The 26,068-nt window shown below is 37.7% G+C and carries 33 protein-coding genes and 2 pseudogenes; 14 read left to right on the plus strand and 21 right to left on the minus strand.

Features of this window, described 5'->3' with window-relative positions; all coding sequences use genetic code 11:
* The first annotated feature begins 3 nt into the window (after positions 1 to 3).
* A complete protein-coding gene (gene alaS, locus V3I05_RS06380) occupies positions 4 to 2,649 on the plus strand; it encodes an alanine--tRNA ligase (RefSeq protein WP_343353001.1) in 2,646 nt (881 codons plus the stop codon).
* Between the two features lie 117 nt (positions 2,650 to 2,766).
* Here alaS and carA read toward each other — a convergent pair whose 3' ends face one another.
* Genes carA through V3I05_RS06400 form a run of 4 tightly spaced genes read right to left on the minus strand, consistent with a single transcriptional unit; the run spans position 2,767 to position 7,901 of the window.
* Positions 2,767 to 3,909: a glutamine-hydrolyzing carbamoyl-phosphate synthase small subunit gene (gene carA, locus V3I05_RS06385; RefSeq protein WP_300449713.1), complete on the minus strand. Its 1,143-nt coding sequence runs from the start codon at positions 3,907 to 3,909 to the stop codon at positions 2,767 to 2,769.
* Positions 3,906 to 4,451, minus strand: a complete 546-nt coding sequence (locus V3I05_RS06390; RefSeq protein ID WP_300447691.1) for a DUF507 family protein — start codon at positions 4,449 to 4,451, stop codon at positions 3,906 to 3,908. The genes carA and V3I05_RS06390 overlap by 4 nt, the downstream gene beginning before the upstream one ends.
* A 60-nt stretch (positions 4,452 to 4,511) precedes the next feature.
* A complete protein-coding gene (locus V3I05_RS06395) occupies positions 4,512 to 6,518 on the minus strand; it encodes a transglycosylase domain-containing protein (RefSeq protein WP_295698681.1) in 2,007 nt (668 codons plus the stop codon).
* A 15-nt stretch (positions 6,519 to 6,533) separates the two neighbouring features.
* Positions 6,534 to 7,901: a methyl-accepting chemotaxis protein gene (locus tag V3I05_RS06400; protein ID WP_295698679.1), complete on the minus strand. Its 1,368-nt coding sequence runs from the start codon at positions 7,899 to 7,901 to the stop codon at positions 6,534 to 6,536.
* 294 nt (positions 7,902 to 8,195) lie between these two features.
* Between V3I05_RS06400 and V3I05_RS06405 the strand changes: the two genes are divergently transcribed.
* The 5 genes from V3I05_RS06405 (at position 8,196) to V3I05_RS06425 (ending at position 13,316) form a co-directional block, all read left to right on the plus strand.
* Positions 8,196 to 8,651: a transcriptional repressor gene (locus tag V3I05_RS06405; RefSeq protein WP_300447685.1), complete on the plus strand. Its 456-nt coding sequence runs from the start codon at positions 8,196 to 8,198 to the stop codon at positions 8,649 to 8,651.
* Positions 8,652 to 9,098: 447 nt separating this feature from the next.
* On the plus strand, positions 9,099 to 10,079 hold the full coding sequence (locus tag V3I05_RS06410; RefSeq protein ID WP_295698676.1) for a DMT family transporter: 981 nt from the start codon (positions 9,099 to 9,101) through the stop codon (positions 10,077 to 10,079).
* Positions 10,063 to 11,283, plus strand: coding sequence for a threonine ammonia-lyase (gene ilvA, locus V3I05_RS06415; RefSeq protein ID WP_300447681.1), 1,221 nt, complete (start codon positions 10,063 to 10,065; stop codon positions 11,281 to 11,283). The genes V3I05_RS06410 and ilvA overlap by 17 nt, the downstream gene beginning before the upstream one ends.
* A gap of 8 nt (positions 11,284 to 11,291) precedes the next feature.
* A complete protein-coding gene (locus V3I05_RS06420) occupies positions 11,292 to 12,620 on the plus strand; it encodes a glycosyltransferase family 39 protein (protein ID WP_300447679.1) in 1,329 nt (442 codons plus the stop codon).
* A gap of 12 nt (positions 12,621 to 12,632) precedes the next feature.
* Positions 12,633 to 13,316: a hypothetical protein gene (locus V3I05_RS06425; RefSeq protein ID WP_300449722.1), complete on the plus strand. Its 684-nt coding sequence runs from the start codon at positions 12,633 to 12,635 to the stop codon at positions 13,314 to 13,316.
* Here V3I05_RS06425 and V3I05_RS10665 read toward each other — a convergent pair.
* The 12 genes and pseudogenes from V3I05_RS10665 to V3I05_RS06485 form a co-directional block, all read right to left on the minus strand.
* Positions 13,300 to 13,968: pseudogene (locus V3I05_RS10665) on the minus strand (methyl-accepting chemotaxis protein); the annotation flags it as partial. The gene V3I05_RS06425 and the pseudogene V3I05_RS10665 sit on opposite strands and share 17 nt — an antisense overlap.
* A 1,114-nt stretch (positions 13,969 to 15,082) precedes the next feature.
* Complete coding sequence (locus V3I05_RS06435) at positions 15,083 to 15,391, minus strand: hypothetical protein (protein WP_300447673.1); 309 nt, start codon at positions 15,389 to 15,391, stop codon at positions 15,083 to 15,085.
* A 1-nt stretch (position 15,392) separates the two neighbouring features.
* Positions 15,393 to 15,566, minus strand: a complete 174-nt coding sequence (locus tag V3I05_RS06440) for a hypothetical protein (RefSeq protein WP_300447671.1) — start codon at positions 15,564 to 15,566, stop codon at positions 15,393 to 15,395.
* Positions 15,567 to 15,666: 100 nt separating this feature from the next.
* Complete coding sequence (locus V3I05_RS06445; protein WP_300447669.1) at positions 15,667 to 15,978, minus strand: hypothetical protein; 312 nt, start codon at positions 15,976 to 15,978, stop codon at positions 15,667 to 15,669.
* Between the two features lie 141 nt (positions 15,979 to 16,119).
* Positions 16,120 to 16,605 (minus strand): hypothetical protein, encoded by a 486-nt coding sequence (locus V3I05_RS06450; RefSeq protein ID WP_343353003.1) that lies wholly within the window; start codon positions 16,603 to 16,605, stop codon positions 16,120 to 16,122.
* Between the two features lie 110 nt (positions 16,606 to 16,715).
* Positions 16,716 to 16,940, minus strand: coding sequence for a hypothetical protein (locus V3I05_RS06455; RefSeq protein WP_300447665.1), 225 nt, complete (start codon positions 16,938 to 16,940; stop codon positions 16,716 to 16,718).
* A 27-nt stretch (positions 16,941 to 16,967) separates the two neighbouring features.
* Positions 16,968 to 17,231, minus strand: coding sequence for a hypothetical protein (locus tag V3I05_RS06460; protein WP_300447663.1), 264 nt, complete (start codon positions 17,229 to 17,231; stop codon positions 16,968 to 16,970).
* Positions 17,232 to 17,333: 102 nt separating this feature from the next.
* On the minus strand, positions 17,334 to 17,699 hold the full coding sequence (locus V3I05_RS06465) for a hypothetical protein (RefSeq protein ID WP_295698653.1): 366 nt from the start codon (positions 17,697 to 17,699) through the stop codon (positions 17,334 to 17,336).
* A gap of 8 nt (positions 17,700 to 17,707) precedes the next feature.
* Entirely contained in the window at positions 17,708 to 18,322 is a 615-nt protein-coding gene (locus tag V3I05_RS06470; protein ID WP_300447661.1) for a hypothetical protein, read from the minus strand.
* Positions 18,323 to 18,422: 100 nt separating this feature from the next.
* Positions 18,423 to 18,722 carry a DUF6094 domain-containing protein gene (locus V3I05_RS06475; RefSeq protein WP_300447659.1) on the minus strand — a complete coding sequence of 100 codons (300 nt, stop codon included), beginning with the start codon at positions 18,720 to 18,722 and terminating at the stop codon, positions 18,423 to 18,425.
* Entirely contained in the window at positions 18,722 to 19,300 is a 579-nt protein-coding gene (locus tag V3I05_RS06480; protein ID WP_300447657.1) for a hypothetical protein, read from the minus strand. Before V3I05_RS06480 ends, V3I05_RS06475 begins: the two co-directional genes overlap by 1 nt.
* A gap of 93 nt (positions 19,301 to 19,393) precedes the next feature.
* Positions 19,394 to 20,227: a hypothetical protein gene (locus tag V3I05_RS06485; protein ID WP_300449730.1), complete on the minus strand. Its 834-nt coding sequence runs from the start codon at positions 20,225 to 20,227 to the stop codon at positions 19,394 to 19,396.
* A gap of 114 nt (positions 20,228 to 20,341) precedes the next feature.
* Between V3I05_RS06485 and V3I05_RS06490 the strand changes: the two genes are divergently transcribed.
* From V3I05_RS06490 to V3I05_RS06510, 5 genes are all read left to right on the plus strand, one after another.
* A complete protein-coding gene (locus V3I05_RS06490; RefSeq protein ID WP_295698639.1) occupies positions 20,342 to 20,530 on the plus strand; it encodes a hypothetical protein in 189 nt (62 codons plus the stop codon).
* Entirely contained in the window at positions 20,503 to 21,078 is a 576-nt protein-coding gene (locus V3I05_RS06495; protein WP_343353006.1) for a hypothetical protein, read from the plus strand. The genes V3I05_RS06490 and V3I05_RS06495 overlap by 28 nt, the downstream gene beginning before the upstream one ends.
* 136 nt (positions 21,079 to 21,214) lie before the next feature.
* Positions 21,215 to 21,544: an STAS-like domain-containing protein gene (locus V3I05_RS06500; RefSeq protein ID WP_300447651.1), complete on the plus strand. Its 330-nt coding sequence runs from the start codon at positions 21,215 to 21,217 to the stop codon at positions 21,542 to 21,544.
* Complete coding sequence (locus tag V3I05_RS06505) at positions 21,541 to 22,377, plus strand: hypothetical protein (RefSeq protein WP_300447649.1); 837 nt, start codon at positions 21,541 to 21,543, stop codon at positions 22,375 to 22,377. Before V3I05_RS06500 ends, V3I05_RS06505 begins: the two co-directional genes overlap by 4 nt.
* Positions 22,378 to 22,430: 53 nt before the next feature.
* Positions 22,431 to 22,562 (plus strand): hypothetical protein, encoded by a 132-nt coding sequence (locus V3I05_RS06510; RefSeq protein WP_289688032.1) that lies wholly within the window; start codon positions 22,431 to 22,433, stop codon positions 22,560 to 22,562.
* Between the two features lie 134 nt (positions 22,563 to 22,696).
* On the opposite strand, the gene V3I05_RS06515 is transcribed toward V3I05_RS06510, so the two are convergent.
* From V3I05_RS06515 to V3I05_RS06535, 5 genes and pseudogenes are all read right to left on the minus strand, one after another.
* Complete coding sequence (locus V3I05_RS06515) at positions 22,697 to 22,903, minus strand: type II toxin-antitoxin system RelE family toxin (protein WP_300447647.1); 207 nt, start codon at positions 22,901 to 22,903, stop codon at positions 22,697 to 22,699.
* Entirely contained in the window at positions 22,875 to 23,114 is a 240-nt protein-coding gene (locus tag V3I05_RS06520; RefSeq protein ID WP_289688034.1) for a hypothetical protein, read from the minus strand. Before V3I05_RS06520 ends, V3I05_RS06515 begins: the two co-directional genes overlap by 29 nt.
* Before the next feature lie 145 nt (positions 23,115 to 23,259).
* Positions 23,260 to 23,534, minus strand: a pseudogene (locus tag V3I05_RS06525) (type II toxin-antitoxin system YafQ family toxin).
* A 299-nt stretch (positions 23,535 to 23,833) separates the two neighbouring features.
* The gene (locus V3I05_RS06530) at positions 23,834 to 24,037 is read right to left on the minus strand and encodes a type II toxin-antitoxin system HicA family toxin (RefSeq protein WP_081947976.1); all 204 of its coding nucleotides are present in this window, start codon (positions 24,035 to 24,037) and stop codon (positions 23,834 to 23,836) included.
* Positions 24,030 to 24,248: a type II toxin-antitoxin system HicB family antitoxin gene (locus V3I05_RS06535; protein ID WP_300447645.1), complete on the minus strand. Its 219-nt coding sequence runs from the start codon at positions 24,246 to 24,248 to the stop codon at positions 24,030 to 24,032. The genes V3I05_RS06530 and V3I05_RS06535 overlap by 8 nt, the downstream gene beginning before the upstream one ends.
* Positions 24,249 to 24,404: 156 nt before the next feature.
* Here V3I05_RS06535 and V3I05_RS06540 point away from each other — a divergent pair, with 156 nt between their 5' ends.
* The 3 genes from V3I05_RS06540 (at position 24,405) to V3I05_RS06550 (ending at position 26,068) form a co-directional block, all read left to right on the plus strand.
* The gene (locus tag V3I05_RS06540) at positions 24,405 to 24,608 is read left to right on the plus strand and encodes a hypothetical protein (protein WP_343353008.1); all 204 of its coding nucleotides are present in this window, start codon (positions 24,405 to 24,407) and stop codon (positions 24,606 to 24,608) included.
* 66 nt (positions 24,609 to 24,674) lie between these two features.
* Entirely contained in the window at positions 24,675 to 25,559 is an 885-nt protein-coding gene (locus V3I05_RS06545) for a hypothetical protein (RefSeq protein WP_343353009.1), read from the plus strand.
* A complete protein-coding gene (locus tag V3I05_RS06550; RefSeq protein WP_343353011.1) occupies positions 25,559 to 26,068 on the plus strand; it encodes a hypothetical protein in 510 nt (169 codons plus the stop codon). Before V3I05_RS06545 ends, V3I05_RS06550 begins: the two co-directional genes overlap by 1 nt.

Consider the following 26,068-nt stretch of genomic DNA (forward strand, 5'->3'; position numbering starts at 1 on the left):
TAAATGAGGGATATTCGTCAGTTGTATTTAGACTTTTTCGCGCAAAGGGGGCATAAAATTTATGATTCTATGCCGCTTGTGCCAGATGATGCGAGTTTGCTTTTTACCAATGCGGGAATGGTGCAGTTTAAGGACATTTTCACAGGCAAGATTCCTATACCTACTCCACCAAAAGCCACGAGTTCGCAGCTGTGTATCCGTGCAGGAGGCAAACATAACGATTTAGAAAATGTCGGCTACACCGCACGTCATCATACGCTTTTTGAAATGTTAGGAAATTTTAGCTTTGGCAATTATTTCAAAAAGGACGCGATAGCCTATGCGTGGGAGTTTGTAACGCAAGTCTTGGGTTTTGATAAGTCGCTTTTGTATGTAACCATTCACGAGAGCGATGATGAGTCTTTTAGCCTATGGTGTGAGCATATTTCGCCAGAGCGTATCAAAAGAATGGGCGATAAAGATAACTTTTGGCAGATGGGAGATACAGGACCTTGCGGACCTTGTAGCGAGATTTATGTTGATCAAGGGGCTGAGTTTTTCCACTCAAGCGAGGATTATTTCGGCGGCGAGGGAGATAGATTCCTAGAGATATGGAATCTTGTCTTTATGCAATATGAGCAAAAAGATGGCATACGCACACCCCTGCCTAAACCTAGCATTGACACAGGTATGGGCTTAGAGCGGGTAGTAGCCCTGCTAGAAAAAAAGCTTAATAATTTTGATACAAGTCTTTTTGCGCCCTTGATGAAGAGTATTGAAAGCCTCACAAATAAGCGTTATTACCACGAAGATGAGCTATTAAAAATGACAGATTCTAATGTAGGGGAGCTAAGGCACACAAGCGCTTCCTTTCGCGTGATAGCCGACCACGCTAGAAGTGTAGCATTTCTCTTAGCCCAAGGGGTGAATTTTGACAGAGAGGGGCGCGGCTATGTCCTGCGGAGAATCTTACGCCGTGCGGTGCGACACGGCTATTTGCTAGGCTTGAGAAAGCCCTTTTTATTTGAGGTTGTTAAATCCGTGTGTGAGAGTATGGGAGAGCATTATGGCTTTTTATTGGAGCGCAAAAATGCGATAATGGAGCAATGCAAAAATGAGGAGACAAGATTCTTTGAAACTATTGAATCAGGTATGGAGCTTTTTAGCAAGGAACTATCCCGCATAAAAGGGCTTTTTGATGGTAATGTGGCTTTCAAACTCTATGATACCTATGGCTTTCCGCTTGATTTGACACAGGATATGCTGCGCGATAAGGGCATAGAGGTGGATTTGAAAGCTTTTGAATCTTGTATGAACACACAGAAAAGCCGCTCTAAGGCGAGTTGGAAAGGTAGTGGGGATAAAAATAAAGAGGGCGACTTCAATGTGTTTTTAGAAAAATTTGGTGAAAATGTCTTTGTGGGCTATGAAAAAATGTGTGAGGAAAGCACAATTTTAGCATTACTTGATAGCGATTTTAAGATGATTGATACTTTAGCGGCAAATAGCGAGGGCTGGGTAATGCTAGCATCTACACCTTTTTATCCTGAATCTGGCGGACCAATAGGTGATAAAGGCATATTGCTTGAGGTAAATAAATCCTATGAGGGGAGTAAGGATTCTCATAATCAACACATCATCGCACAAGTGCTTGATACACAAAAATACTTTGGGCTTAATCTCTCACATATCAAGGCTTTAAAGCCCATTAGTGCGGGAGATAATATCATCGCACAAGTAGATAATTCGCGTTTAGAAATCATCAAGCACCATTCCGCTACGCATTTGCTACACTTTGCTTTGCGCAAGATTCTAGGAGAGCATATCGCTCAAGCAGGTAGCCTTGTGGAAGATACACGTTTGAGGTTTGATTTCTCCCACCCTAAGGCGATTACAAAAGCAGAGCTAGAAAGGATAGAATCTTTAGTCAATGCCCTCATCTGTGCAGGAAGCCCCCAAGAGTGCGAGACTATGGGCATAAATGAGGCAAAGGCGAAGGGCGCAATGGCGCTCTTTGGAGAGAAATATGGCGAGAATGTGAGGGTAATTAGCTTTGGAGATTCTATTGAGCTATGCGGGGGAATCCACGTATCAAATACCGCGCAGATTGGCAGCTTTTATATTGTCAAAGAAAGTAGTGTCTCTAGTGGGGTAAGACGTATTGAAGCAGTATGCGGGAATGCGGCGTATCTTTATGGTAAAGATGCGCTAAAAGCTATCAGCGAAGCAAAGGAGATGCTCAAAGCACAGGATTTATCACAAGGCATTATGAAGCTAAAAGCGCAGCTAAATGAGCTAAAAGAAAAGGTAGCCGCCGCAAAGCAGAGCATTAGAAGCCTTGATTTTGAAGAAATAAATGGCATAAAATTAATCGTCTCAAAGCTTGAGATAGACGCAAAGGCAGCAAAAGAAGCGGTCGATAGGGCAAAAAATGAGAATGAAAAAGTAGCGATTTTATTACTAAGTGTTGTTGATAATAAGATTGCCATTACCGCAGGGGTGAAAAATGTGTCTTTGAAGGCAGGAGAGTGGGTAAAGGCAGTCGCATTAAAGCTAGGAGGCAATGGCGGGGGGAGAGATGACTTTGCCACCGCTGGAGGCAAGGACTTAGCTAAAATCAATGAGGCAATGGAACTCGCTAAAAATATGGCAAAAGAATCTTTAAGATAAAATCAGGTAAAACCAAGGCTGCTTAGCCATTTTTATTATCGTGGAATATTAGGGGAAGCAAAATTTACTCTTGATTGTAAAAAGATATAAAGTGTAAAAATACTTTGAGTTACAAGATTATGCTTTTATGCATAATTTAGCAAAAGATTCAAAAAGTATCCTTGCTTCTTTTGGTCCCGGGCTTGCTTCGGGGTGGTGCTGGACAGAAAAAATAGGCTTATCTTTATAAGCTACACCTTCAATCGTGCAATCAAAAAGATTACGATGCGTGATAGTAGCAATCTTTGCAATAGTTTCAGGCACACAATAATTATGATTTTGTGCCGTGATTTCTACGACTCCGGTTTGAAGGTTTTTAATCGGGTGATTGCTGCCGTGATGTCCAAACTTAAGCTTATAGGTGGGATAACCGTGTGCGATAGATAGAAGCTGATGTCCAAGACAGATACCAAAAATGGGTATGGAAGATTCTATAAGCTTTTTGATTTGCGCGATTTCATTATGGAGCATAAGGGGATCGCCTGGACCATTAGACAAAAATACGCCTTGTATCTCGCCTTTGTGGAAGCGGCTAAGAATTTTATCAGCTTCAAAGTTATGCGGCATAACTTCTACTTCTAAGCCCACTGCACAAAGTTCATTAAGGATATTTGTCTTTGTGCCAAAGTCAATGGCAATAACCTTTGCGCGAGGCGTGGGAGGTGTGGCAAAATCAAGCTGTGTGAAATCGAATATAGAATCTTTATGTGTGTAGGGCATTTGCGTGGAAACTTCTTTAATCAAATTAACCTGCTCAATACTTGGGGTTTGTTCTAAGATGTTTTTTAGTTCGTTTAGGTGTGAGAGCTGTGTGGAGGCAATCATCATCATTGCACCTTGATGGGTGAGCATTTTAATGAGTTTGCGTGTATCGACATTGCAGATTCCCATAATATTATGATTTTTAAGATAATCTGCCAAACTCTGTTCTGAGCGGAAATTTGAAGTAAAATCATTATAAGAAGCTACAATAATCCCCACACAAGAGCATTTTGCAGATTCTGAATCTTTAGCATTTGTGCCTACTATGCCAATCTCTGGCATACTCAATACGACAAGTTGCCCTGAATAGCTAGGATCAGTAATGATTTCTTGGTAGCCCGTCATAGAGGTGTTAAATACTACTTCACCTATGAAAGTCCCCTGCGCACCAAAGCTTTTTGCCTTAATATGCAAGCCATTGGCAAAATAGAGATTGACATCTGCAAGATTCTGGCTCATAAAAGTCCTCTTTTACGCAATTCTTCTTCATAAAGTTTCCCAAAGACAATATCATATTCCTCTGTCCCATAAACGAGCTTTCTTTTGTATTTTTTGAGCTTTTCGACCACGGCATCTTCTGCTTTTTCATAAATTTTTGAATATTCATTAATGGCTTTAAAAATAATATTTTTCACAATGGTTTCAGATACATTAAAACGGATAAGAGGAATTATAGCAGCAAGAATTTGATGAGAAATATCGCTACATCGCTCTTCCCACGCGAGATAAAAATTCTGCTCTTTGGCAATTTGTCGCTTACACATTCTAAAAAGTTCACGCTCATCCATTCCAAAATCTTCAATTTCATCGCTTCGTTCTTCGAGAATCTCACGCACTTTTTCATCAATGGCAAGTTCCTTTTGAATATTATTTTGCAAAACTTCAAGTGCATTTTGAGCGATATTAGCGATAGGGGCTAAAAGCTCAATTTGGGGAGCATTACCTACATCAATACTGATTTTGTTTGCAATATATGGAGCGTGCTGCATTTTTAGTCTCATCACTTATCCTTGTTTTTATTTTTGCTATTGTAACGAGTTTTAAGTAAAAAAGGATTTAAGCTAGAATAAAAGTTCTTCTTCAATATTGGCAATAGGCTTTTTAACCGGTAAGGGTGAATTATCTGTATAGTAAAAATCCCCATAATCAAGGGTTTTGAATTTCACGCCCTCAGGAATTTGGAATTTACGTGTGATGCCCGGGTCAAAGGTAAGCACTTTAGAGAAAAAATATGCAAATGCTGGAGGAGCCACAATACCGCCAGATTCGTGTGGTCCTATGGGTGTATTATCATCACGTCCATACCACACGATAGCCTGTACATCAGGGGTAAAGCCACAAAACCACGCATCTATATTGCGATTTGATGTGCCTGTTTTACCTGCGACTTCTAAGCCATTCATTCTAGCTCTTGCGCCTGTGCCGCGATTAACCACATCGCGTAAAATATCAATTGTTAGAAACGCTTGGGCTGCAGTGGTGATATGGCGAGATTCTCTAGGGGAGCTATATATATTCTCCCCACTTTTGTTTATCACAGATTCTATAAGAGCGGGTTTAAGGATAGTACCATAATTTGAAAACAAAGAGTATTGCCGTGCTGCTTGAAGGGGTGAGAGCTCAAAGCTTCCAAGTACGATAGACATATTTTCAGGGAGATTCTCAAAACCATCATTTTTAAGGGCTTGATACACCTTACTGAAGCCGATATTTTGATCCACAAGATTAATCGTAGCAAGATTGCTTGATGTGCGGAGCGCGTCTTTAAGTGTCATAAAGCCATTGAATCTTGTTGTATAGTTTGATGGGCGCCATTCTTCGGCTTCACTTTCTTGTGTGTCATCACTTGCTACTTCTGCTGCGCCTTTGGTAACAAATTTACGTGGCACATCTGGCACAAAAGTAGCCGGAGACTCACCCTTATCAAATGCACTTTGATAGATAAAGGGCTTGATAGAGCTACCAAGCTGTCTTTTAGCTTGTGTGGCACGATTAAATTTATTTTTCACATAATCTACCCCACCTACAAGTGCGAGTATATCGCCTGTATGCGTATCTGTAACCACCATTGCCCCATTAAGTGTGTCATTGCTAAAATCAAAATCTGTAAATGTTTTAGGATAGCGTTCTATAAGACGTTTATTGATTTGCTCATAGCCATAAATAAGAGCTTCTTGTGCGGCAAACTGATAGTCAAGGTCAATATTGAGCTTAATATAATATCCGCCTGTCTTTAAATCCTCAATATGTGCTAATTCACGCAAAACTTCATCTACAACATAAGGAGCTACATTTTGCGTAAGTGTTTGATTATATACCTCTGGCACCTCATTGAGCGCACTTTGCTGCTCTTCTTTGCTAATCCAACCAATATCATAGAGCCTATCAATAATATCATTTGCCCTTGCTATTGAATATTCTTTATTTTTAGTTGGGTCATAGAAGCTTGGGGCTTTGGGCAGACCTACAAGCATACAGATTTCTTTGAGCGTTAATTCATTTAGGGTTTTGTGAAAATACCCTAATGCAGCCGTTTTGATACCGTGATAGCCGTGTCCAAATGAAATGCGATTAAGATAAAGCTCTAAGATTTTTTCCTTGCTCAAATGCCGCTCAATATGGATGGCAAGCATTACTTCTGTGAGTTTGCGCTTCAATGTTTTTTCAGGACTTAGAATGATATTTTTAATAAGCTGCTGTGTGAGAGTGCTTCCACCTTCAACATAGCGCATACTCTTAATGTTTTTGAGCATAGCGCGCGATATAGCATCGGGATTGATACCAATATGTTCAAAAAATAATGTATCTTCTACGGCAAGCAGAGATTCTATCACACGTGGGGGAATTTCATCAAAAGTAGCATAGAATCTAAAATTTTCATCAGTAAAAACATTAGCAATCAGCCTATCTTTTCTATCTACGATTTGTGAGGCAAATGAAAAACGATAGTTTTTAATCTTATTCACTTCGGTTTCTACATCATAAAAAAGCTTGATAAGATAGGCGCATACGCCTATACCCAGAGCAACAGAAAGCACAAAAAAACTATACTTTATACCCCGCCACATAAATTATCGCATTCCTTATGATTCTTTTGTCTCATGTTGTGCGTTTGGAAGGGCTGTTGAGGTGTGTTCAGTTTGCACTATTTCGGATTCTAATTGTTTGATTTCATTGAGCACTTCTTCGCGTTTTTCGTTATACATCTCTACAATAGATTTCATAACGCCATCAGAATTTTGCTCCATTGCTAAGATTCTAGCGTCTATAAAGCTTTTTGGGCAGCTTTGAGTTTCATCAGCGAAGGTTTGTGCAAGTGTAATAGCTTCAGTATGCACCCCTGCGTGGAATGTATCAAGCGCCTTGTATCCTTGTGTATTTGCAAATGTTGCCTTGCCATCACCTTCAAAATACCATTTGCCCAAGCGGCAGTTATGATGATCAACGCAATTAAAGCTATCTGCCAAGCCAAAGATATAAGAGTAAAGATTATTTTTATACACTACGTGGTCAAGCTTTGCCAATACACAGAAGATTCTATTGCTTAAGTTAAAGGTATTGTATTTGGTAATAAGGCTTCCCACTTTAAGATTATTGACAAGGCTATGGAGTTTTGCCACACCTTCACGCACATTCCCTGTGGCTTCGTTTGTTTCTTCAGTGCTTGTTTGAATGTCATTAGCCTCTTGCTGCATAGATTTAACCACCACGGCAATTTCTCTTGTCGCTTTTTGTGTCTTTTCAGCCAATTTTCGCACCTCATCGGCGACCACAGCAAAGCCTCGCCCGTGTTCTCCTGCTCTTGCTGCTTCAATGGCAGCATTAAGTGCTAGGAGGTTAGTTTGATCGGCAATATCATCAATAAGAGAAATCACGCTTGTGATTTCATTACTGCGTTGTGTGAGAGAATTTACTAAATCAGAGGCAACCTGCATTTTTTCATAAAGCACTTCTATTTCTTCTAAGGCTTTTGCACTCATACCTAAGCCGTCTTCGGCAGATTCAGCAGCTTTCACAGAATATTCAGCTACAGCATTTGATTCTGTAAGGACATCTTGTAGGGAAGCTTGAGTTTCGGTAACACCTGTTTTAAGGCTCTTGGTATAGACTTCAAAAAGATTTGTGCCAGAGCTTGAATCTGTAAGGGTATTAAGAGGAAGAATTGAATAATACATAGTGTCATCAATTCGCATATGTGTAACGCTATATTCATTATGCATACAATTTGCGTGTGTGGCTTTTTCATTAAGTTGAGGGACAAGGTGATGAAGGTTTACAAGTCCCTGAGCAACATTGTTTTTATATACTACTTCATTCCCTTTTATTCCTACAATTGCCTCAGCTTGAGAAAACTCTACAAGAGATTTATACATTTTAAGTTCTTGCATAAGACGTGCAATTTGCGCATCTTTTTCTATTATCTGTCGTTGAAGTATCTTAGAGTTAAACATTGATTGTGCTCCTTGTATTTTGTGATTGCTTGAAGGTGAAATCATATTAAAACTATGGTGAGTATTGTGCCATGATTTTTATTTACAAATTTCTCATTCATCATATCTCTTTGTAAATATCATAAAAACAGCGTATTTTGTTAAAAAAATGCACATTTTTGGCTAACAGCGTAATATTTTATTATGATAAGCCTTCTTATTTACATTTCTGTATATATTTTATTGCTATAATTCTTAGCAAAGTAAGAATCCTAACATTCCTACAAATATGACACGAAAGATAAGGAGGGTATTATGAATGCCAATCATCGTTTAGAAACACTTGATTCAATTTTAGACAGACTACGGAGTTCTATTAAAAAAAATGGGCTTAAAAACTCTAAACAACGAGAAGAAATAGTCGCTGTTTTGTATAAAAGTGGCACACACTTAAGCCCTGAAGAGATTACTAACATCATCAAAACAACGGATAAAAATGCGAGTATCTCATCAGTATATAGAATCCTCAACTTTCTTGAGAAAGAGCATTTTATCACCGCACTTGAAGCGGATAAAAGTGGAAGACGTTATGAAATAGCAGCAAAAGAGCATCACGATCATATTATTTGCCTTAGCTGTGGGGATATTATTGAGTTTGTTGATACAGAGATTGAGCGATTACAGCTTGAAGTAGCAAAGCAATTTGGCGCAAACCTTATTAGCCACGATATGCGACTTTTTGTGAAATGTTCCAAATGTCAAGGGCTTTAAGCCTTTAATGCCTATACTATTTGCAAGCAAGGGTCTTGCTTTGCAGGAAGTAGATTCCTGCTTCGCACCATTCAATCCCGAAGGGATTTAATCTTGCAAAGGGTGATAGCCCTTGAGGACAAAAGCACGCACTTATAACTCAAGCTACGCTTTATTCTATCATACGCACGAAGTGTTCGCTGGGTTACCCTCTCACTCCACACCTACAAAGTGAGTTTTAAAAAGTATAGATTCTCTAGGGTAAGATACGCTCAACCCACATATAAAATATTAAAGAATCTCAAATTTCAGCAAAGTAGTGTTTGTTAAGAAGCAAAACCCATCATCTCATTCACAAATGCTATCATTTCTCTTCACAATGAGATTCCATTTAATTAGTAAGTAAAGATATACTTCGCTTGTGAAAGAAGTTTTGGATTATTTATTTTTAGCACAAGGGGGCAATTTATGAAGCAAAATATTGCACGTGGCATTTTTGCTATGCTTCTTTCCTCGTTTTTATTCGCGCTGATGAGTGCGGAGGCAAAGATTCTCACACAATCCCTTCCTGCTATGGAAGTAGCGTTTTTTCGCTCGTTTGTAATGGTGGTTATGCTCCTTCCCATAGTCTTTAGCAAACCTTTAAAGAATCCTACACACAAAAAAGGTGGTTGGTGGTTTTTAATCTCTCGTTCAATGACTGGGGGGCTAAGCTTTGTCGCACTTTTTTATAATATCGCTACCATACCGCTTGGCACAGCCACTGCCTTTGCGCAAAGTATGCCCCTCTACATCGTGCTACTCTCCCTCATTTTTTTAAAGGAACGCTATAATCTAGGGGTCATTCTTTCCACAATTGTAGGCTTTGTGGGTATTTTATTGATTTGCGATCCTCATCTTGAGGGGTTAGACATGATAAATATTCTCTTTGGGGTGATAAATGGCTTGTTTATGGCAATAGCCTTTTTAAACTTGCGTGCGCTTAAAGACTATTTCAACTCTTGGGCGGCGGTATTTGCCACAGGGGTGGCGATGAGCATTATCGCCCTATGTGTGAGCTTCACTCCCTTGCCTTATCTTAGCGATATGTGGATTATGCCACAAGATTGGGAATGGCTGCATATCGTGTTGCTTGGGCTTTTTGGCACTTTAGGGCAGCATTATCTTACGCGGGCTTATATGCTTGCTCCTGCGGGGATTGTCGCGCCTATTGATTATACGCGTTTAGTATTTAGCATAGGGCTTGGGATAGCACTTGGGGATAGTCTGCCTAATCTTCCTACAAGCATAGGGATATGCCTTATTATCTTTTCTGGCATTGGCGTGGGAGCGCCTATTTTGCTTAATGATATAAAGCGATATATGAAATATTCAAGTTACCTTAACGCAAGGCAGGGTAGAATCCACGACAAAAATCGCTCAAAGGAACGCAATGAAAAACATATATGACAAAGCCCTTAAGGCAAAGCAGCGTTTGCAAGATGTAGTGATTCCCACGGCGTTTAGCTATGCGCCTGTGCTTTCGCGTTTAGCGAACGCAGAGATTTACCTCAAAAAAGAGAATCTCCAGCTTACAGGGGCGTTTAAGATTCGCGGGGCGTTTAATAAAATCGCTTCTTTGGTAGAGGGGGATTCTTACCATATTAATGGCGTTATTGCCGCAAGTGCGGGGAATCACGCGCAAGGCGTAGCCTATGCTGCACAGCATTTTGGGCTAAAGGCGGTGATTGTAATGCCTGAAGCCACACCCTTACTCAAAGTGAGTGCGACTAAAAATCTAGGCGCAGAGGTCGTGCTAAGCGGAGACAACTATGATGAGGCTTATGGAAGAGCCTTAGAGATTGCTAAAGAGCGGGACTTAGTATTTATCCACCCCTTTGCCGATGAAGAAGTGATAGCCGGGCAGGGAAGCATAGCCCTAGAGATGATTGAAGCGTGTAGGGATATTACCACTATTGTTGTGCCTGTGGGTGGAGGAGGGCTCATTGGCGGGATAGGGAGCGTGTATAAAAAGCTCTGCCCTAAAGTGCGGGTAGTTGGTGTAGTCGCAGCGGGGGCTGATGCGATGAAACGTTCCTTTGATAGCAAACATATCATTAAGGTAGATTCTGTGCGGAGTATTGCCGATGGGATTGCCGTGCGTGATGTCAATGCGGAGAACTTCGCCCTTTTGCAAGAATGTGTCGATGAAATAGTGAGTGTAGATGATGAGGAAATTGCTAATGCGATTTTATTCTTACTCGAGAAGCAAAAGCTTGTCGTAGAGGGTGCAGGAGCCGCGAGTGTGGCGAGTGTGCTGCATAATAAATTTGCCATAAAGCCAAATGACAAAATAGGGCTTATCTTAAGCGGCGGGAATATCGATATTACTATGCTAAGTGTGATTATTGAAAAGGGTTTGCTCAAATCCAATCGTAAAATGCGGCTTAAAGTCGTGCTTGTAGATAAGCCCGGGAGTTTGCAAGGGCTTACAGATATTTTAAGCTCTGTGGGTGCAAATATCGTGCAAGTGGAGTATGATAGGACATCAGTAATGCTAAAATATGGCGATGCGCTTATCACTCTAGGGCTTGAAACCAAAGGAGAGGAGCATAAAGCTCTTATCCGCGAGAAGCTAAAGGCAAGTGGCTATACCTTTAGTGAAATTAGCTAGGTGTGGGTATGTTTAAGCAGCTATGGGAGAAATATAGGGTTTCTAATTTTCGCACAAATGTGCTATTTTGCCTTATTTTGAGCGTCAATGTAGCGCTTTTACTCTTTGCTTGTGGGGATATGAGTATCCATCATAGGGAAGCTGCTGGGGTGTTTTACTCTAATGATTTAGCCTTTATGATTGCGCGATATTCCCTCTCACTCTTTGGGCAAAATGACTATGCCCTGCGGCTGCCCTTTATCCTTATCCATATATGCAATATGTTTCTTTTGTATAGAATCTCTAGGCTATACCTTCAAAAGCCTAGAGATTCACTTATTGTCGTGCTCATCTACGCGCTCTTGCCCGGAGTAATCTTTAGTGCGCTTTTTGTTTTAAAAAGTGGCTTGATTATCTGCATTACGTTTTTATGCTGCTATTATCAAATACGATTTAATAAAATGCCTTATTTCACTATGCTTATAGCAGCATTTGTCGATGGGAGCTTTGCGATTTTGTTTTTTGCATTTTTCTTTTTTACGCTTAAGAATAAAAATATGTGGGGGATGTTTATCTCACTTTTGCTTTTTGCGCTTAATATGTATCTTTTTGGCTTAGATATATCAGGGATTCCACGCAATCACTTTTTGTCTAATTTGGGGCAAATGATGATATTTTTCTCCCCTTTGTTTTTGATATATTATTGCTATACGCTTATCAATGCACTTAAAAAGCAAAATAATATTCTTGTGCATATTGGTGCGGTTTCTATGTTTTTTGTCGTGCTGCTCTCTATTCGTCAAAATGTCGATTTGGAGAGTTTGTTTCCTATGAGTGTGGTAGCACTCCCTGTGGCTGTGAGGCAATTCTTTGCAGATATGAGAATGCGGCTTAAGCCTTATAGAATGGCTTATGTAAGGCGATTTACTATCATTTTAATACTGCTTTTCGCACAAAGCTTTGTTTTGTATGCGAATAAGATTCTCTATCTCTTTGATGTAAAAAGTCATTTTGCAAGCTCATACTACATTAGCAAAGATTTAGCAAAGGCATTGCGGCAAAAGGGGATAGAATCTATTGATGTAGGGAATCATAGGCTAGCCCTTAGCCTTAGATTCTATGGTATCGAGCAAGCTCAAAGTCCTTATTTGCTCCCTACAAATGACTTAAGCCAAACGTATGAGAATGAAATCCCTATTGTGTATTTGGGTAAAAAGATAGCTGCCTTTATCATTCTCCCCTCTAAGCAAAGCACCCCTATTGCAACTACACAGGCACATACAAAGCAAAAAGATAAAGATTCTAAGCATATACACACCCCCCATACTACGCATAAAAGCAATGCGCCATCTCCATAATGCCTTAACTTGATGAAACTCTTTGAGCTTATCATAGCCCTTTCTTTGGTAGCCATACTTTTTATTTTCCTCCCTAAGGGCAGTAATAACCACTCCCTAGAGGTAGCCCATAGCAGCCTTATCACACATTTAAAGACACTCCAGTTCACCGCCTTAAGCGATGATAGCACATATCTACAAGCCGCAGCCACTCAAGATATGCTAAAAGCCTACCCTTCGCTTAATGCAAATTCACTTCTTATCCATCATCATAACGCAATGTGGCAGGTGCAGTTCCACTTAGGCAAAATCTACACAACATATAGTTATAGCTTTTATATCGATACGCCACGCAGGGCTACTACTACCGATTTTGATTCTCGTCCTATGGCGGGGGATATTATCCTCAAAAATATGGAGAGAAAATGCTTAAGCGCCTATAATAACACCAATACCGCACAGGAGTGCAAGAATAATGCCCTTGCTTTAGTGAGGCTAGGAGAATTTTTTGGCATAGATGGGATATTGATAGAAGCTGATGGATTCTGCAAGGAGCGTGAGGGCGCACGAGTTTATTTTGATCGATATGGCGCACCCTATTGCGGTAGAATCCCCACGCCCCTACTCTCTGCCTTTAAAATCACCTTGCTTAAGGGCGCATATAGTAAGCATCTCTGTATCCTGCCCCAAAGTGGTCTTATCACATCTCAATGCTAACTTTCTTTTCTTCTAAAAACTGCATAAATGTTTTGCTGTATTGCTCAAGCTGTTTTAAACCCTCAATAATGCTCTGTGCATTTTGTGCATTCACTTCCTCGCCTAATTTAATGGTAGTATGCCCAACGCAATCACTCATTTGTTTTTGCAAGGCATAAAAGGAGTGCGTATCAAGCCCCAAACTTGTAAGATTGCTTTCTATGGAGAGTAAATTACCTGTTGAGAGCGCGCGATTAAAATCAAGCACTTCTCTACCAAGATTAAAGCTTAAATATACGCTTGATTTATATACAATATGCTCTAATTTGCCAATACTGAGTAAAAGCCGCTTGGTAAGGGTTGAAAACACTACAAAAAGATTAGAGGCACTTTTCTCCATCGTATCAAACACACCGCTAAAATGCTCTGTTTTTTGATGACTTTGAGTAGCAATATCTGCTATTTTTGAAGAACTAGTGGTGATTTGCTCGATTTCTTGCTGCATTGTTTGCACCACGATAGCTATATCATTTGTCGCCTTATGTGTGCGCTCGGCTAGCTTTCGCACCTCATTAGCCACCACAGCAAAGCCTCGCCCGTGTTCCCCTGCTCTTGCTGCTTCAATGGCAGCATTAAGTGCTAGGAGGTTAGTTTGATCGGCAATATCGCTAATCATACCAAGCACTTGAGCAATATCATTTGACTTTTGAGCAAAATTATCAATAATAATGCTATTTTCTGCAATCAACTCCGCCAATTCATTAATAGAATCCGTAATAGAGGTAACATCTTTTTTAGAATCAAAGGAAAGTGCTTGCATATTATTGACATTATCATCAACGTGTTTCATATATTCAACATCATTTTCTAAATGCAAACTGATACGGGTTAGGTCTGTATTTTGATTATCTAAGCTCATATCCATAAGGGACTTTGCAAGGGCATTTTTAATATTATCTTTTGCATTTTGCTCTATGCTTTCTAGGGTTTGATTAATATTGTGTATATTGATGGCAAAAGCCCCTTTAAGCCCCTGTGCAAATGCTTTACGATAATATCTTCCCTCTTGCGTGGAGCGAACAGAAGTGCTGATTTCGCGCATAAAAACTTCAAGATTATCGATAAGAATATTGATATTGTGAGCAAGCTCATACAAATCTTTATCAACATTAATTCGCAGGATACGTTTTTCAAACTCACCATTGCGGTAGTATTTTGAAGATTCAACAATTCGCTGTATAAATTGTGCTCTTTGAGTAAGCTTATAATAACTCAACAACGCAAAGACAGCAATCAAACCATAACATAAACTATGTATGCTTATATTATAAGATATATCTAATATTATACCCATAAGACTAAGAATAGCTACAAATGCTATCATTGTTTTCATTATATTCGACCTTTGGAAAAATGCTTTCATTTGAACGATTTTATCTTTTTAGGCTTAATAGCAAACTACAATTCAAGAGACGATTGCCTATATTTACGGATTGATATAAAGAGATGGGAAAGGGGATTCTAAAGTTTTTGAAGTGGTGGACGCGCAGGGATTCAATAAAAACTCTATGGACTCACAATGTGTTTAAATAAGTTTTTATATTTTGCAACTTGTTACCGAATTTATAACCAAAAAAATGGCAATATTCAACCTACCTATTTTAGTTTTAGAGCTTTTCAAAGGATTCTTTTTGTAAATCTTTTGAAAAACCCAAAAAGGGAAACCAAACAGAAAAAACGAACATTGATTCCTATTTGGTTTTTAATAATATAGCAAGTCATTTCTCTTAAGCTATCATTTTATTTAATGATACCTCTTCCCAAGAAATGGTTTTTCTTTCCTTATTGATAGATACTTTGTAGAAAGTTGTTACAAAATTTCTCTCATACCTTCCTCCTATATATTCGCTTTCCCATTTGTCAATGCTAACAGTAAAGTCATTAGGATAAAAACGAAATCCGCTATTGCCGCAGCCATAAATGCCATTGCGTTTCCACATTGCTTTAGGGCTGATTCCATATTTTAGAAGAATAAAGGCAAATATACGATTTGGAGCGAAAAGAGCGTCTGTGCTGTTTGCAGTTGCCTTGCTCATATTACCTCCTTGTGCTGATGTCGCATTGATTGAATGAGTGCTTAAAAGCACTTGCATATCGTTGCTTGACATTTGAATCGCTATAAGAAGTAAAACAAACTTTAGATGGAGTTAGTGCAGTTGTAGCTGCTCCAAAACCTACAAATACAAACATTAAGGCTATAAAAATTTTCATCGTGTGTCCTTTCGATATAAATAGACCGAAGAACAGACTTATTGCCATATAGGGCAAAAAAATCTGCCCTATCGGTGGCAACAGTGCTATGCACGACTAATTACTGATGCAAGAATCGAGTGAAATCGTATTCGGTGCAAGAAAAAGGATTTTCAACTGTGACTTTACAGCTTTTGATATTCTCATTCAGCCAATAGGCTATACGAGTTTTTTTATCATTGTAGTTTTCGTCACTAGCATCTTCGTCATCTTCAATATTTGAAGCGAGATGCTTATTGAAAATTTTTCCCATTTCAGACAATAAAAATACTTCAGCATCTTTCACGCTATCAAATCCTTTTTGGCAGAAAGCGTAAAAATTCTTATTGACGAATCCGAATAAACTTAACTTTGCGCTAATTTCTTTTTCCATTTTTAATCCTTTATTTTTATTTACAACAGGCAAAATGCCACTAAGCCACAAGATGACCAAAAAGCTATTTCCATTTTGACAAAAAGCGTTGCTTGATGTTTTCGTGGAGATTTTGTATATTTTCAGCCTCGGATTCCTCTCTTATAATTTCGAGAATATCCTCATTATAAGGTGTGGCATCTGACCCCATTCGTAGTTCTCCGTATTCATAAGCACAAGAGCCTCTGAAACCATTAACCGCTTATCTGCTATTTTGATTTCTTCAGGCATAGGAGGAGTGAGACCAAACAGGTTAGCTGTTTGATTTAACGCCCTTTCCTCTGCTTCTCTGTATGCTTGCATGTGTGGAGAATTTTTAATCGGAGATGGTATATCCATTCCTGTAAGACCTTCGAATGCTTCGTGGAGTAAAGCCCATTTTTGCAATTCTAAGTTTCCCTCAAAGATTTCAGCCATCACAAGCCAATGCTGTGCTACGCTGTAAAATCTTTTAGTTTGTCCCCAGAATCTACAAGTGCGGCTTAAGGTTTGTGCGATGACATTTACATCAAAATCGCTATCTTTAAGTGCAAATGGGTTAATTAATTTTCCACTAGCATTCATCACTAACGTGTGTGCTAGAGACATTGTGTATCCTTTTAAATATTAAAAGACAAATGAGGAAAGCACACAACCCTTGCGGGAATGTTAAAAAGTGCATTCCCGACCTATTGGGCAAAAAGAAGAATATAGTTGAGTTATAGTTTGCTAATAACAACTCCAAGAATGGCTATAAAAACAGCAAACAAAGCAGCCTGAGTTCCAACCACCCATTTAAGCACACTTGAATGCGATTTAGAAAGCTTAATATCAATCTTGGACTCTAAGGCTTTAATATCGCCACGAACTTCATCAATTTCTTGTTTAAGTTCTTGCTTCATTTCAGCCATCTCCTGACGAACTTCTTCACGAAACTCAGACATTTCATTGCGAACCTTGGCAAACTCAGCCTAAAACTCTTGTATTTCAGCCCTTACGGATTTAAACTCAGCCTTAGTGTTAGTTTCTAACATCTTTAAATCAGATTGAGTTACAGAGATTTCCTCTACCGTATTTTTAGCTACTTCCCTTGATTCTGCGATAATCGCTCCAGCCATTTTAAAGACTTCGTCTTTAGTAATAGCAGAACCTTCGCCATCTTTGTTGCAAATGTGTTCAGCAAATATATCAAGTAAAATTTCAAAATTTTTACTAAAATTATATGCTATATTCATTGCGGTTCCTTTCTATTGCTATCTCCTTTTATTGGAGCACATTTTTCAACAATAAGCCATAAGGCAACTCCATAACGGATAACCATTTGCAATGGGCAACGGTTAGACAACCTCAAAAGATAGAAAATCCTCTTCACAATCAGGGCAAAAGTATTTGTATCCATCTACCGCCGATGCTTCGACATTGCTAAGACAATGAGGGCATTTTGGTTGATTTAGATGCAATCTTTCCTTGTTAAAGTGATAAGCAAATTTAATCTTGCCACTCACATAGTTTTGCTTCAAGAGTTGTTCTATTTCTTCGAAACACATTCCTGTTAAGCAAACTCCAAGATTATTTTCTATTTGAGAATAGTAGTAGTCCAAAGCCTGTGCTCTATCCGCAAAAACTCTTGTTTCAGGGATAAGATAAATCTTAGCCTCATCAACATAAGCAGTTCTTGTGATTTTATAGATTTCAATGCTCATTGGTTCTCCTAGACTAATTTCATATAAATGCCTTCGTTTGTATCGAAAGCATAAACCTCAGTGCAGAATTGCTCTTGCACACGCGTTTTTGTATTCCCCTTGTCATCAGTCCTCACCGCATCATCGCCTACGGTTTCAACCTTTTTAATGCTCCCCTTAATAAGAAAACCATTAATGGCATCATCGCAGATTCCAGCACCAAGCAATAAAGCAGATTGCCCTTCGTTTGGTGTTTGGATGCTTGATGCTCCGATTGAGCTCGTGCGACATAGCCTTGCTCTAAAATTAATTGTTTTAGAAGCATTATTAAGCAACTCAATTTTTTGCCATTCCTGCAATCCTTTGGCCCTAAAGATAAGATTAGCAAGATTGTTTTGAGGTATGTTAATGTCAAAAGAAAGAATATCCTTAAGGTTTACCGCCTTTTCAATTTGAATTTGCGATAGCACCTCATCCGCCGAAACCAATCCGTCCTTATCCTTTTTTAAGAGAATAAAGAATTGGTTAAAATTTTGGTAATCGCTGTTATCATCAAAAAATACACTCTCCACTTTGAAGCGTGAGTTTGATAGAACTTCTGCCATTTTTGCATTAGCACTACTAGGATTGATGATAAGCAACATATACCCACCATTAGCAACACTTGAGCCCATTTTTTGACAAATTCAGTTTCCAAGCGAACATTTTCATGATGTATATTTTTAGTATCCCCATAAGGAGGATTCAAAAACAAAAACCCAAAAGCATTATGGCTCTTAATGACGCGTAAGCCATCATCGTTGATAAGCTCATCAATAACCAAAGATGCTTTTTTGCTCTCTCAGTGTCTAGTTCTACTCCATAGGTTTTTACACCACTAAAGCGTTTAAACAAAGAAAGGGCAACACCTTCGCCACAGCAAGGATCACACACCAAGAAATTTTCTTGTTTGCCTGTAATTGAAATTTTGTCTAGGAACTCATTTACGGTTGCACTATTTGTAGGAAAAAATCCTAACTTTTTGTCCGATTCCAATCTTGCCATTACGCAACTCCTTGAATTTTAAAATTTGATTTTTTATACTCCGCATAACATGCTTCTATAATATATGCGAGTTCTTCATAGTCATTTGCAGACAATCTTGCAAAATTGACAACACCATAGTTATACAGCCCATTAAGCGACATTTTTAGCTCAATATTTCTTGTGTCAAGCAAAGTTTGAAGAAAGAATTGTATAAACCCTTCTTCTCTAGGCACAGGTAAGGCTATTTTGTTGAGCCAAGTCTTGAACCCATTCATTAAATCTTCTTTATCCCGTGAAGGAAAAAAGAACATATTGCAATCTTGAAAAATATCCCGCTGATAAATCGTTATGTGGCTGTAACCTTCCTTAATCACATCTTCTACCCGTGCATAAGAGGTCTCTCCTATAAAATAGTTTTTATCCCCTATTAATGCAGCAACAGAGCGATTTCCACTCATAAAATAGGCACTAACGCTGCGGCAGATTTGAGATTGCCCTACAATTTTAAGTAAAACAATTTCTCTATTGTTTTCTACAAAATCTACACAATCAACGTTTCTCCTATCTATTATCATTTCAAAAATTTCTTTAACCATTTTTTGCCTCCTAAAGCAAATATATAAACACGGAAGGGAAATTCCCCTTATTTTTCAAAAAGGGATAAACCCAACCGCCACTGCACCTGAAAACTAAAACAGTGATAATTGAATCCCGCTATTGTTTTCACTTTCTAGCTTTTTGATGATGTCTTCGCCACTCATTTCAACCACTTGTGCTTTTTTTCCTTTGTAGATAGTAACATTTACTCTTGCACTAGGGTCAAACAATGAGACACTAGGAACAGGCGTTACCACTTCTTTTACAGGAGATTTTTTTACTTGTGAATGAGTTTTGTATTTATCATCTTTACCGCTAGAGACATGAGCTACCTTAATTTTAGGTTGCTTTTCTTTTTTTGCGTTATATAACGCTTCAAAAGCATTCCATTCTCTAGGAACAAATACCCACTCGTTAGTAGGACTTTCACTATCATCTGACTTGTCGCCTGATAATATAGCTTTTGCAATTTGGTCTTGTATTGAGACTTCATTGCAAAAAGCACCTAGCTCGTTTTCTGTGGTTACAAGTCGTCCCTCAAGCAAATTTGCTGCCTTAATTTTTCTACTCATAAGAGCTAAAGCAACAGATTGTGGGGTTCGCTCATATACCAAGAAAAACACCTTGCACGAAACTTTTTGCCCAATTCTCCAAGAACGGCGAGAGGCTTGTTTAAGCGTGAAAGTGTTATACCCTGTTTGGTAGAAAAATATGCTTGGATACTCAAACAAATCTAGCCCTGTTTTTACAAGTTCAGGATTTGTTATTAAAACATCACAAGGATTCTTTTTTATCCACGCATCTCTCTTTTTAGCCTCAATGTTTCCATTAAGAACCTTAATACAAACAAAGGATTTAAGTAAGGTTTCCAAAGCAGCAACTAATCGCTCTGTCGTTCCTAGATTGGAGTAAGAAACATACACCAAAGATTTTCGCCCTTGCTGATGTTCTTTAGCAAATTCGAGATTCTAGAGCAAAAAGATTTCGGAAATAGAGAAAGAAAGTCATATTGAAGTGGCTAACAATAAAAAGAGACTCAAATGGCAGAAATTGAAGCCCAGCAATTAACAGAAGTTAAGCAACAAGAAGCCAATAAGGTAGTGGGTTTAAAAACTGTGGAAAACGAAAGAGAAGTGGCTATCAGCAGTGAAAGGGCAAAACAAGCTATCAAGGAGCAGGAGAAAATCACGCAAGAAAAAATATGGAGGTCGTTCGTGTCGAAAAGGTAAAACAAGCAGAAATTAACAAAGAAGCGGAACTTGTCAAGGCAGAAGAGGAAAAAAGAAAGATTGAAATTGATGCGGAAGCTAGAAAAAATGCCACAATTAAAAATGCCGAAGCTGATAAGGAAAAACAATTTTTGGAAGCAGCCGCACTTTTAGAAGTAAAAGATAAAGAATCGCAAGGTATTGCTAAAATAGGTGCAGCTGAAGCGGAGGCTTTGAAATTAAAAGAACTAGCTCCAGTAACTGCACAAATCACATTGGCAAAAGAGGTTGGCGAGAATGAGGGATACCAGCATTATCTTGTTACTATAAGACAAGTGGAAGCGGGCGAAAAGATAGGTATCGAACAAGCTAAAGCTCTTGTAAGTGCAGATATGAAAATTATCGCAAATGGCGGGGATGTGCAAGATGGTATGAGTAAGATAGGAGATATTTTATCATCAAAGGGCGGAACAAGTGTAGGAGCAATGCTTGAGGGATTGGCTCAAACACATATGGGTAAGGAGTTTTTGAACAAATTTACTACAAGCAAAGATATAGACAAGAATTAGTCGTGATTTGTTCCCCTCCCATAAGAATTTCTTACTTTTACCAAAGGTTACATTGTCTGTGGAATGATGTGTGCTTGTTTGATTTATTGACTTACATCTTAATATAATTCCGCAAAACATACAGAAAGGATAAGTTATGAATGGACAATTAAATCATTCCCTTAATGTTAAATTAATTTGTGGGGATTTTGATTTCCTTGGTAGTAGAGGTAGCGGAGAGAATCTTCACGCTAGAATTGTCGATGAAATTTTGGAGAAGAAGCAATCCGCTATTGCAGTAGATTTTAATGGCATTGAGGGCGTTGCTCATGCATTTGCTGATGAAGTTTTTGGATTGATGGTTACTCGTTTTGGTATCAGCTTTCTTAAAGAGCATATTGTACTTATTAACGCAAATGACACTATCAAAAGTATGTTTAACTATGCCATAAGGGAACGAGCAAAAAAACTTGAGGGCAGAGTTTGAATCTCCTAGAACGCATTGAGCAAACACTACTTTGTATTCAGAACAAAGACTTTTTGCAATTTAATTCGTGGATGGAAACTGCTGATATTTTGCTTATTGAAAACCTAATGGGAAGAGGGATTCTTAATGGAAATGAAGTAAAAAATGATTTTTTTACTTTTACACAAAAGGGTATTCATTCCAAAAGCGGTTCTTCGCTAATGAATATATGCTCCAGAAATGATGTTGAAAAAAGCACCTACGAACTTGTGCGAGTTTTATCAAAAACACTTAATGATGCAAAAATCCTAAACGAAATACAAAAAGATATAAAAGATTGCTTTAGGTATGTTATCTCCGAAATACTTAACAACATTGCAGACCATTCCAATGGTAATGGTATAGCCATTGCTCAATATTACAAAACCAAAAAGAAAGTTCAGTTTTCAGCTCTTGACAATGGAATTGGTTTTCTTGCAAACATCAAGAGAAAATTTTCTAACATCAATACACAAGAAGAAGCTATCAAAAAAGCTCTTGAAAAAGGCATTACAACATCATCATATAATGTGCTTTACGCTTCAGAAAGGAATATTGGATATGGGCTATTTGTTATATCACAACTCATACAGGACATTAAAGAAAGTGAATTAGTAATTTTATCTCAAGATACTCTTGTGAGTGTTAGAAACAAAGATGGTATTAGTGTAAGGCGATTGAAACACAATTTTGAATGCACTTTGGTTTGTTTTGAAATTGACGAAAATTCAATGAGAAAATTAGACTATGATATAGACACAATGATACAGAAGATTGTTTTACCAAATACAAATTCTATTGACGATGTTTTTTAAGAATTGCTTATAGCAAGAGTAAGAGCTGTCAAAAGGAAATTGTAGAGTAGAGATTGTCAAGGGAATATGTAGGGACAGAAATCATAAGCAATAAGTTCAATCAACCCACATTAGAATCCAAAGCACCCACTCATAATGAGCAAACTATCGCCGATAGTAAAGTCTTTGGATTAAGAGAATTATAACACAATAAACACATCGCTGCATCTCTAAGTAGACTACCCAATTCTCACAATTCTCATCAGCTACTTGTATGCTTCTTGTCGTGAAGTTATTTTGATGATTTCAATAATTAATTCGTTATGCTTGATATATCCAATCACTCGATAATCTCCAATTCTCCATCGATAGCAATTTTGTGTTTGTGTCCTTTAAGTTTTTTTGCATTTGGAAGCAAATGTGGTCCGTCATTTTCTTTAAGAATTTCAATAAGAGTTAGAATCCTATCGGCATCATGAGGGGATGATTTTTGGATTTTTTCTAAACTTTTGAGTGCCTTATTGATGATTGATACCGAATATTTCATCTTTTACTTCTTGTGTTAATTGAGCGTATTGCTTGGGATTTGTTGCTTTTCTTGCCTGAAAATCGTTGTAAATATCGGTTTCCTCAATCAAACAAGATTCTTTTTCTTTGCTTTTGTCTGTTTGGATACAAACCGCAGCATTAGCGATTTTTGCTAAATTTTTTATAGCTTCTGCAAATTCGCTACTAGCGTTTTCAATGATAAGTGTCATCACAATATCCTTTCCTTGTTGTTTTATTATAGCATACCTATTTGAACTGCACGAATCTTCATATTTCTCATTTGACATACATTTTAGTGGTATGTGGCTGTCAAAGGAGAAAATTATCTTTGTGTTCTTTATCGCAAAAGTAAAATTATTTTTTAAATAATGTGCTATGGCTACCCGCATTAATATAAGTAAGAATAAGAAACTCATCTTGTTTTTGATAGATTAAAAGCAAGTCAGGCTTAAATGGCATTCTCTGAAATCCTTAAAAGCCCCCTTCAATAAATGGTCTCTATATTTTGCTGCTAGTTTTTCGCCCTTGGCTAATGTGTCATTTACAGATTCTAGAATCTGGAAAACTGTGGGAGCAAAATGTTTAATTGCCTTTTTGTAAGCTTTGGTATATAAGATTTTGTATTTCACTTAAGAATCGCCTTGTGCATTTCTCTAGCTGAATTGTAGGCTTTAAGCTTACCTTCTTTGTAGAGTTGCACCGCTTCATCGTTTTCTTGTTGCCATTGCTTTGCTATATCCTCATCTGTTTGTGTAGCTTGGACTTTAAGATTGGCAAGTTTTGCTACTTCTTTGATGGCTTTTAAAACATCTTTGTTTGCATTTTTATTGTAATTGTCATCGTGCTACTCCCTACATAAAAATATGCCGTGTATTCTGGCACAACTTTATCCATTTGAAAAATACTTGCAATTTAGTTAAGAAAACATCTATCCTCTAGCAGATTCTATAATAGTAAAAAGTTCTTTAATAATTTTGGGATGTAAAGTCTTGCCTGTATGATGTGGCAAAACCATTCTGTAAGAGTTTTTCATATAGATTCTGTGACCACCCTTTTGTCTTGCAACAACAAAGCCTTCCTGAAGCAAAAGTTTTTCAGCCTCTTTTGCTGTAAGTTTTGGTAATTCAGGTATTGGCTAGTTCTATGGGGACAATCGCTGTATCTTTAGCTTGTATATGCCTAATCTCATCTAGTTGCAAACTTTCCATATACAATGCTGCTGCTTCTTTAATGTTACTAATGGCTTCTTCATAGCTTTCTGCTTGAGTTACACAACCACTAAGATCTGGCACAGAGGCAAAGTAACCATCTTCATCTTTTTGGATAATAGCATTCAGAATCATAAAAACTCCTCATAGTAAAACTAAGGCAGATTCTAGCATGCATTGTCCTCATTTGAAATGTATATTTGTTTTATAGATATAATTGCTTATATTTTCAAAAAAGGAGCATACAAATGAGTTGGTTAGAGACCCTATGGTTGGCAGATGTTTTAAGCAGTGATAAGAAAACTGCAAGAAAAAAGATTAATTGGTTTGTGGGAATATTTTTTTGTTTTGATTGGTGTGTTTGTTGCATTAGCATTTGCGTTGGCAGCAACAGGCAGAGATAGTGAAAAAGAACAAGCCTCGAAAATTATTTTCATTCAACACATTATGCCAAAAACATTACAAGAAGGCTATAAAAACAGACAATATGGATAAAGCCATTACAGAAGAGATTGCCTATCTTCAAGACAAGAAAAGTCCTTTAATAAAGAGCTTGTCCTCATGCAACAAAATTACCAAGAGTTTCTTGCTAACAATGGTAGAGAGTGTGTGCTTTCTGATAAAAATAATCGGGTAGCAAACAACAAATATCTTAATGAAATTGAAATAGAAACAACCAAAACAAATCAAACAATCTTTACTTATGATAATCAAATCATTGATATACAAGAGTTAGAATCCAAAAACATAGACACTCTAAACTCTAAATTATATTTTATGGGCATAGAACTCACAGGAGGCACAGAATCTTCTAATCCTCTCTCTGCATACTTCTTTGGTAAATTAGATTCTAAGTCTCACATAGGATTAGATGAATCTCTTCCTATCTATCACTTCTCCCCCAAAGATAAAGAAAATAATCTAGGCACACTTCTTATTTTTTTAAATGCTTCTACTCTTACTCTTTTAAATTATTCTCTCTTAGATTCTAGTTTAAATATTAAACTAGAACTCACAAACAAAGAATCTAAAGAAAAACAAGATAAAGCTATCATACAAAGAGAACAAAAACAACACAAAGAACAAAGCAAACCTTTAAGCACTGCAATGCTTCATCCAATACTAGAAGATGATGAAATAAAATGTCCTCACGGAGGAGTAGTGCAATTAAAATCTAATCTAGGTAAAAGCATTACAGATAAGAATATTCCTTTTATATTAGAAACTGATTTACTCTATAGCTCTATTGTAGGTTGTCCTAATCCTCCTATAAGTGGAGGACATTGCACACAAGTAGCACTCATACTTCCTAGTTCTCGTGGATTAAAAAAGCATAATGAGGATTATCCTATAATGCAAGATTTAGTAAGTTCTGGAGTGTTCTCTGATAAGGGAGTTCCACTTATTTGCACTCCTAAAGCTAATAGTTATAAAAAGATAGCTTAATGAAAAAGATTCTAAAAACTTTTAAAATTTTAAGTTTTATCATAATTCCACCTCTTATCGTCTTTATCTATTTCTTTGGTTGGGGTTGGCTTGTGCCTTATGAATTACAACCGAGTTATTGGGAAGCTAGAAAATTAGCTAATTTGAAAGATTGTAAGGGATATGAAAGATATTCTCAAGAAAGAGAAAAAGACTATAATACAATGCTTGCATACTTTGGGTATAAAAACTTAGATGAATTATTTAAAGAAAAACCAGAACACTACAAAGATAATCCACATCACAAGAAGTATGGCTTAAGCAAATGGTATAATGACAGAATATGGATATTTTTTAATATAAATTTTATTCCAAACGAAGAAGTTTCTAGGGATAATATTGACACGATAAGTTGGTCTGTATATTGGCTTACAAAAAAGTATGGTATTCAACAAGAGAGCATAGCCTCTTTATCTTTAGAGCGTTATGAAAAAGATGAGCTTATCTCAAATGATAAATGCAAGGAATGA

Origin of the sequence: Helicobacter mastomyrinus (assembly GCF_039555295.1) — a bacterium.
GTDB classification, from domain to species: Bacteria; Campylobacterota; Campylobacteria; order Campylobacterales; family Helicobacteraceae; genus Helicobacter_C; species Helicobacter_C mastomyrinus.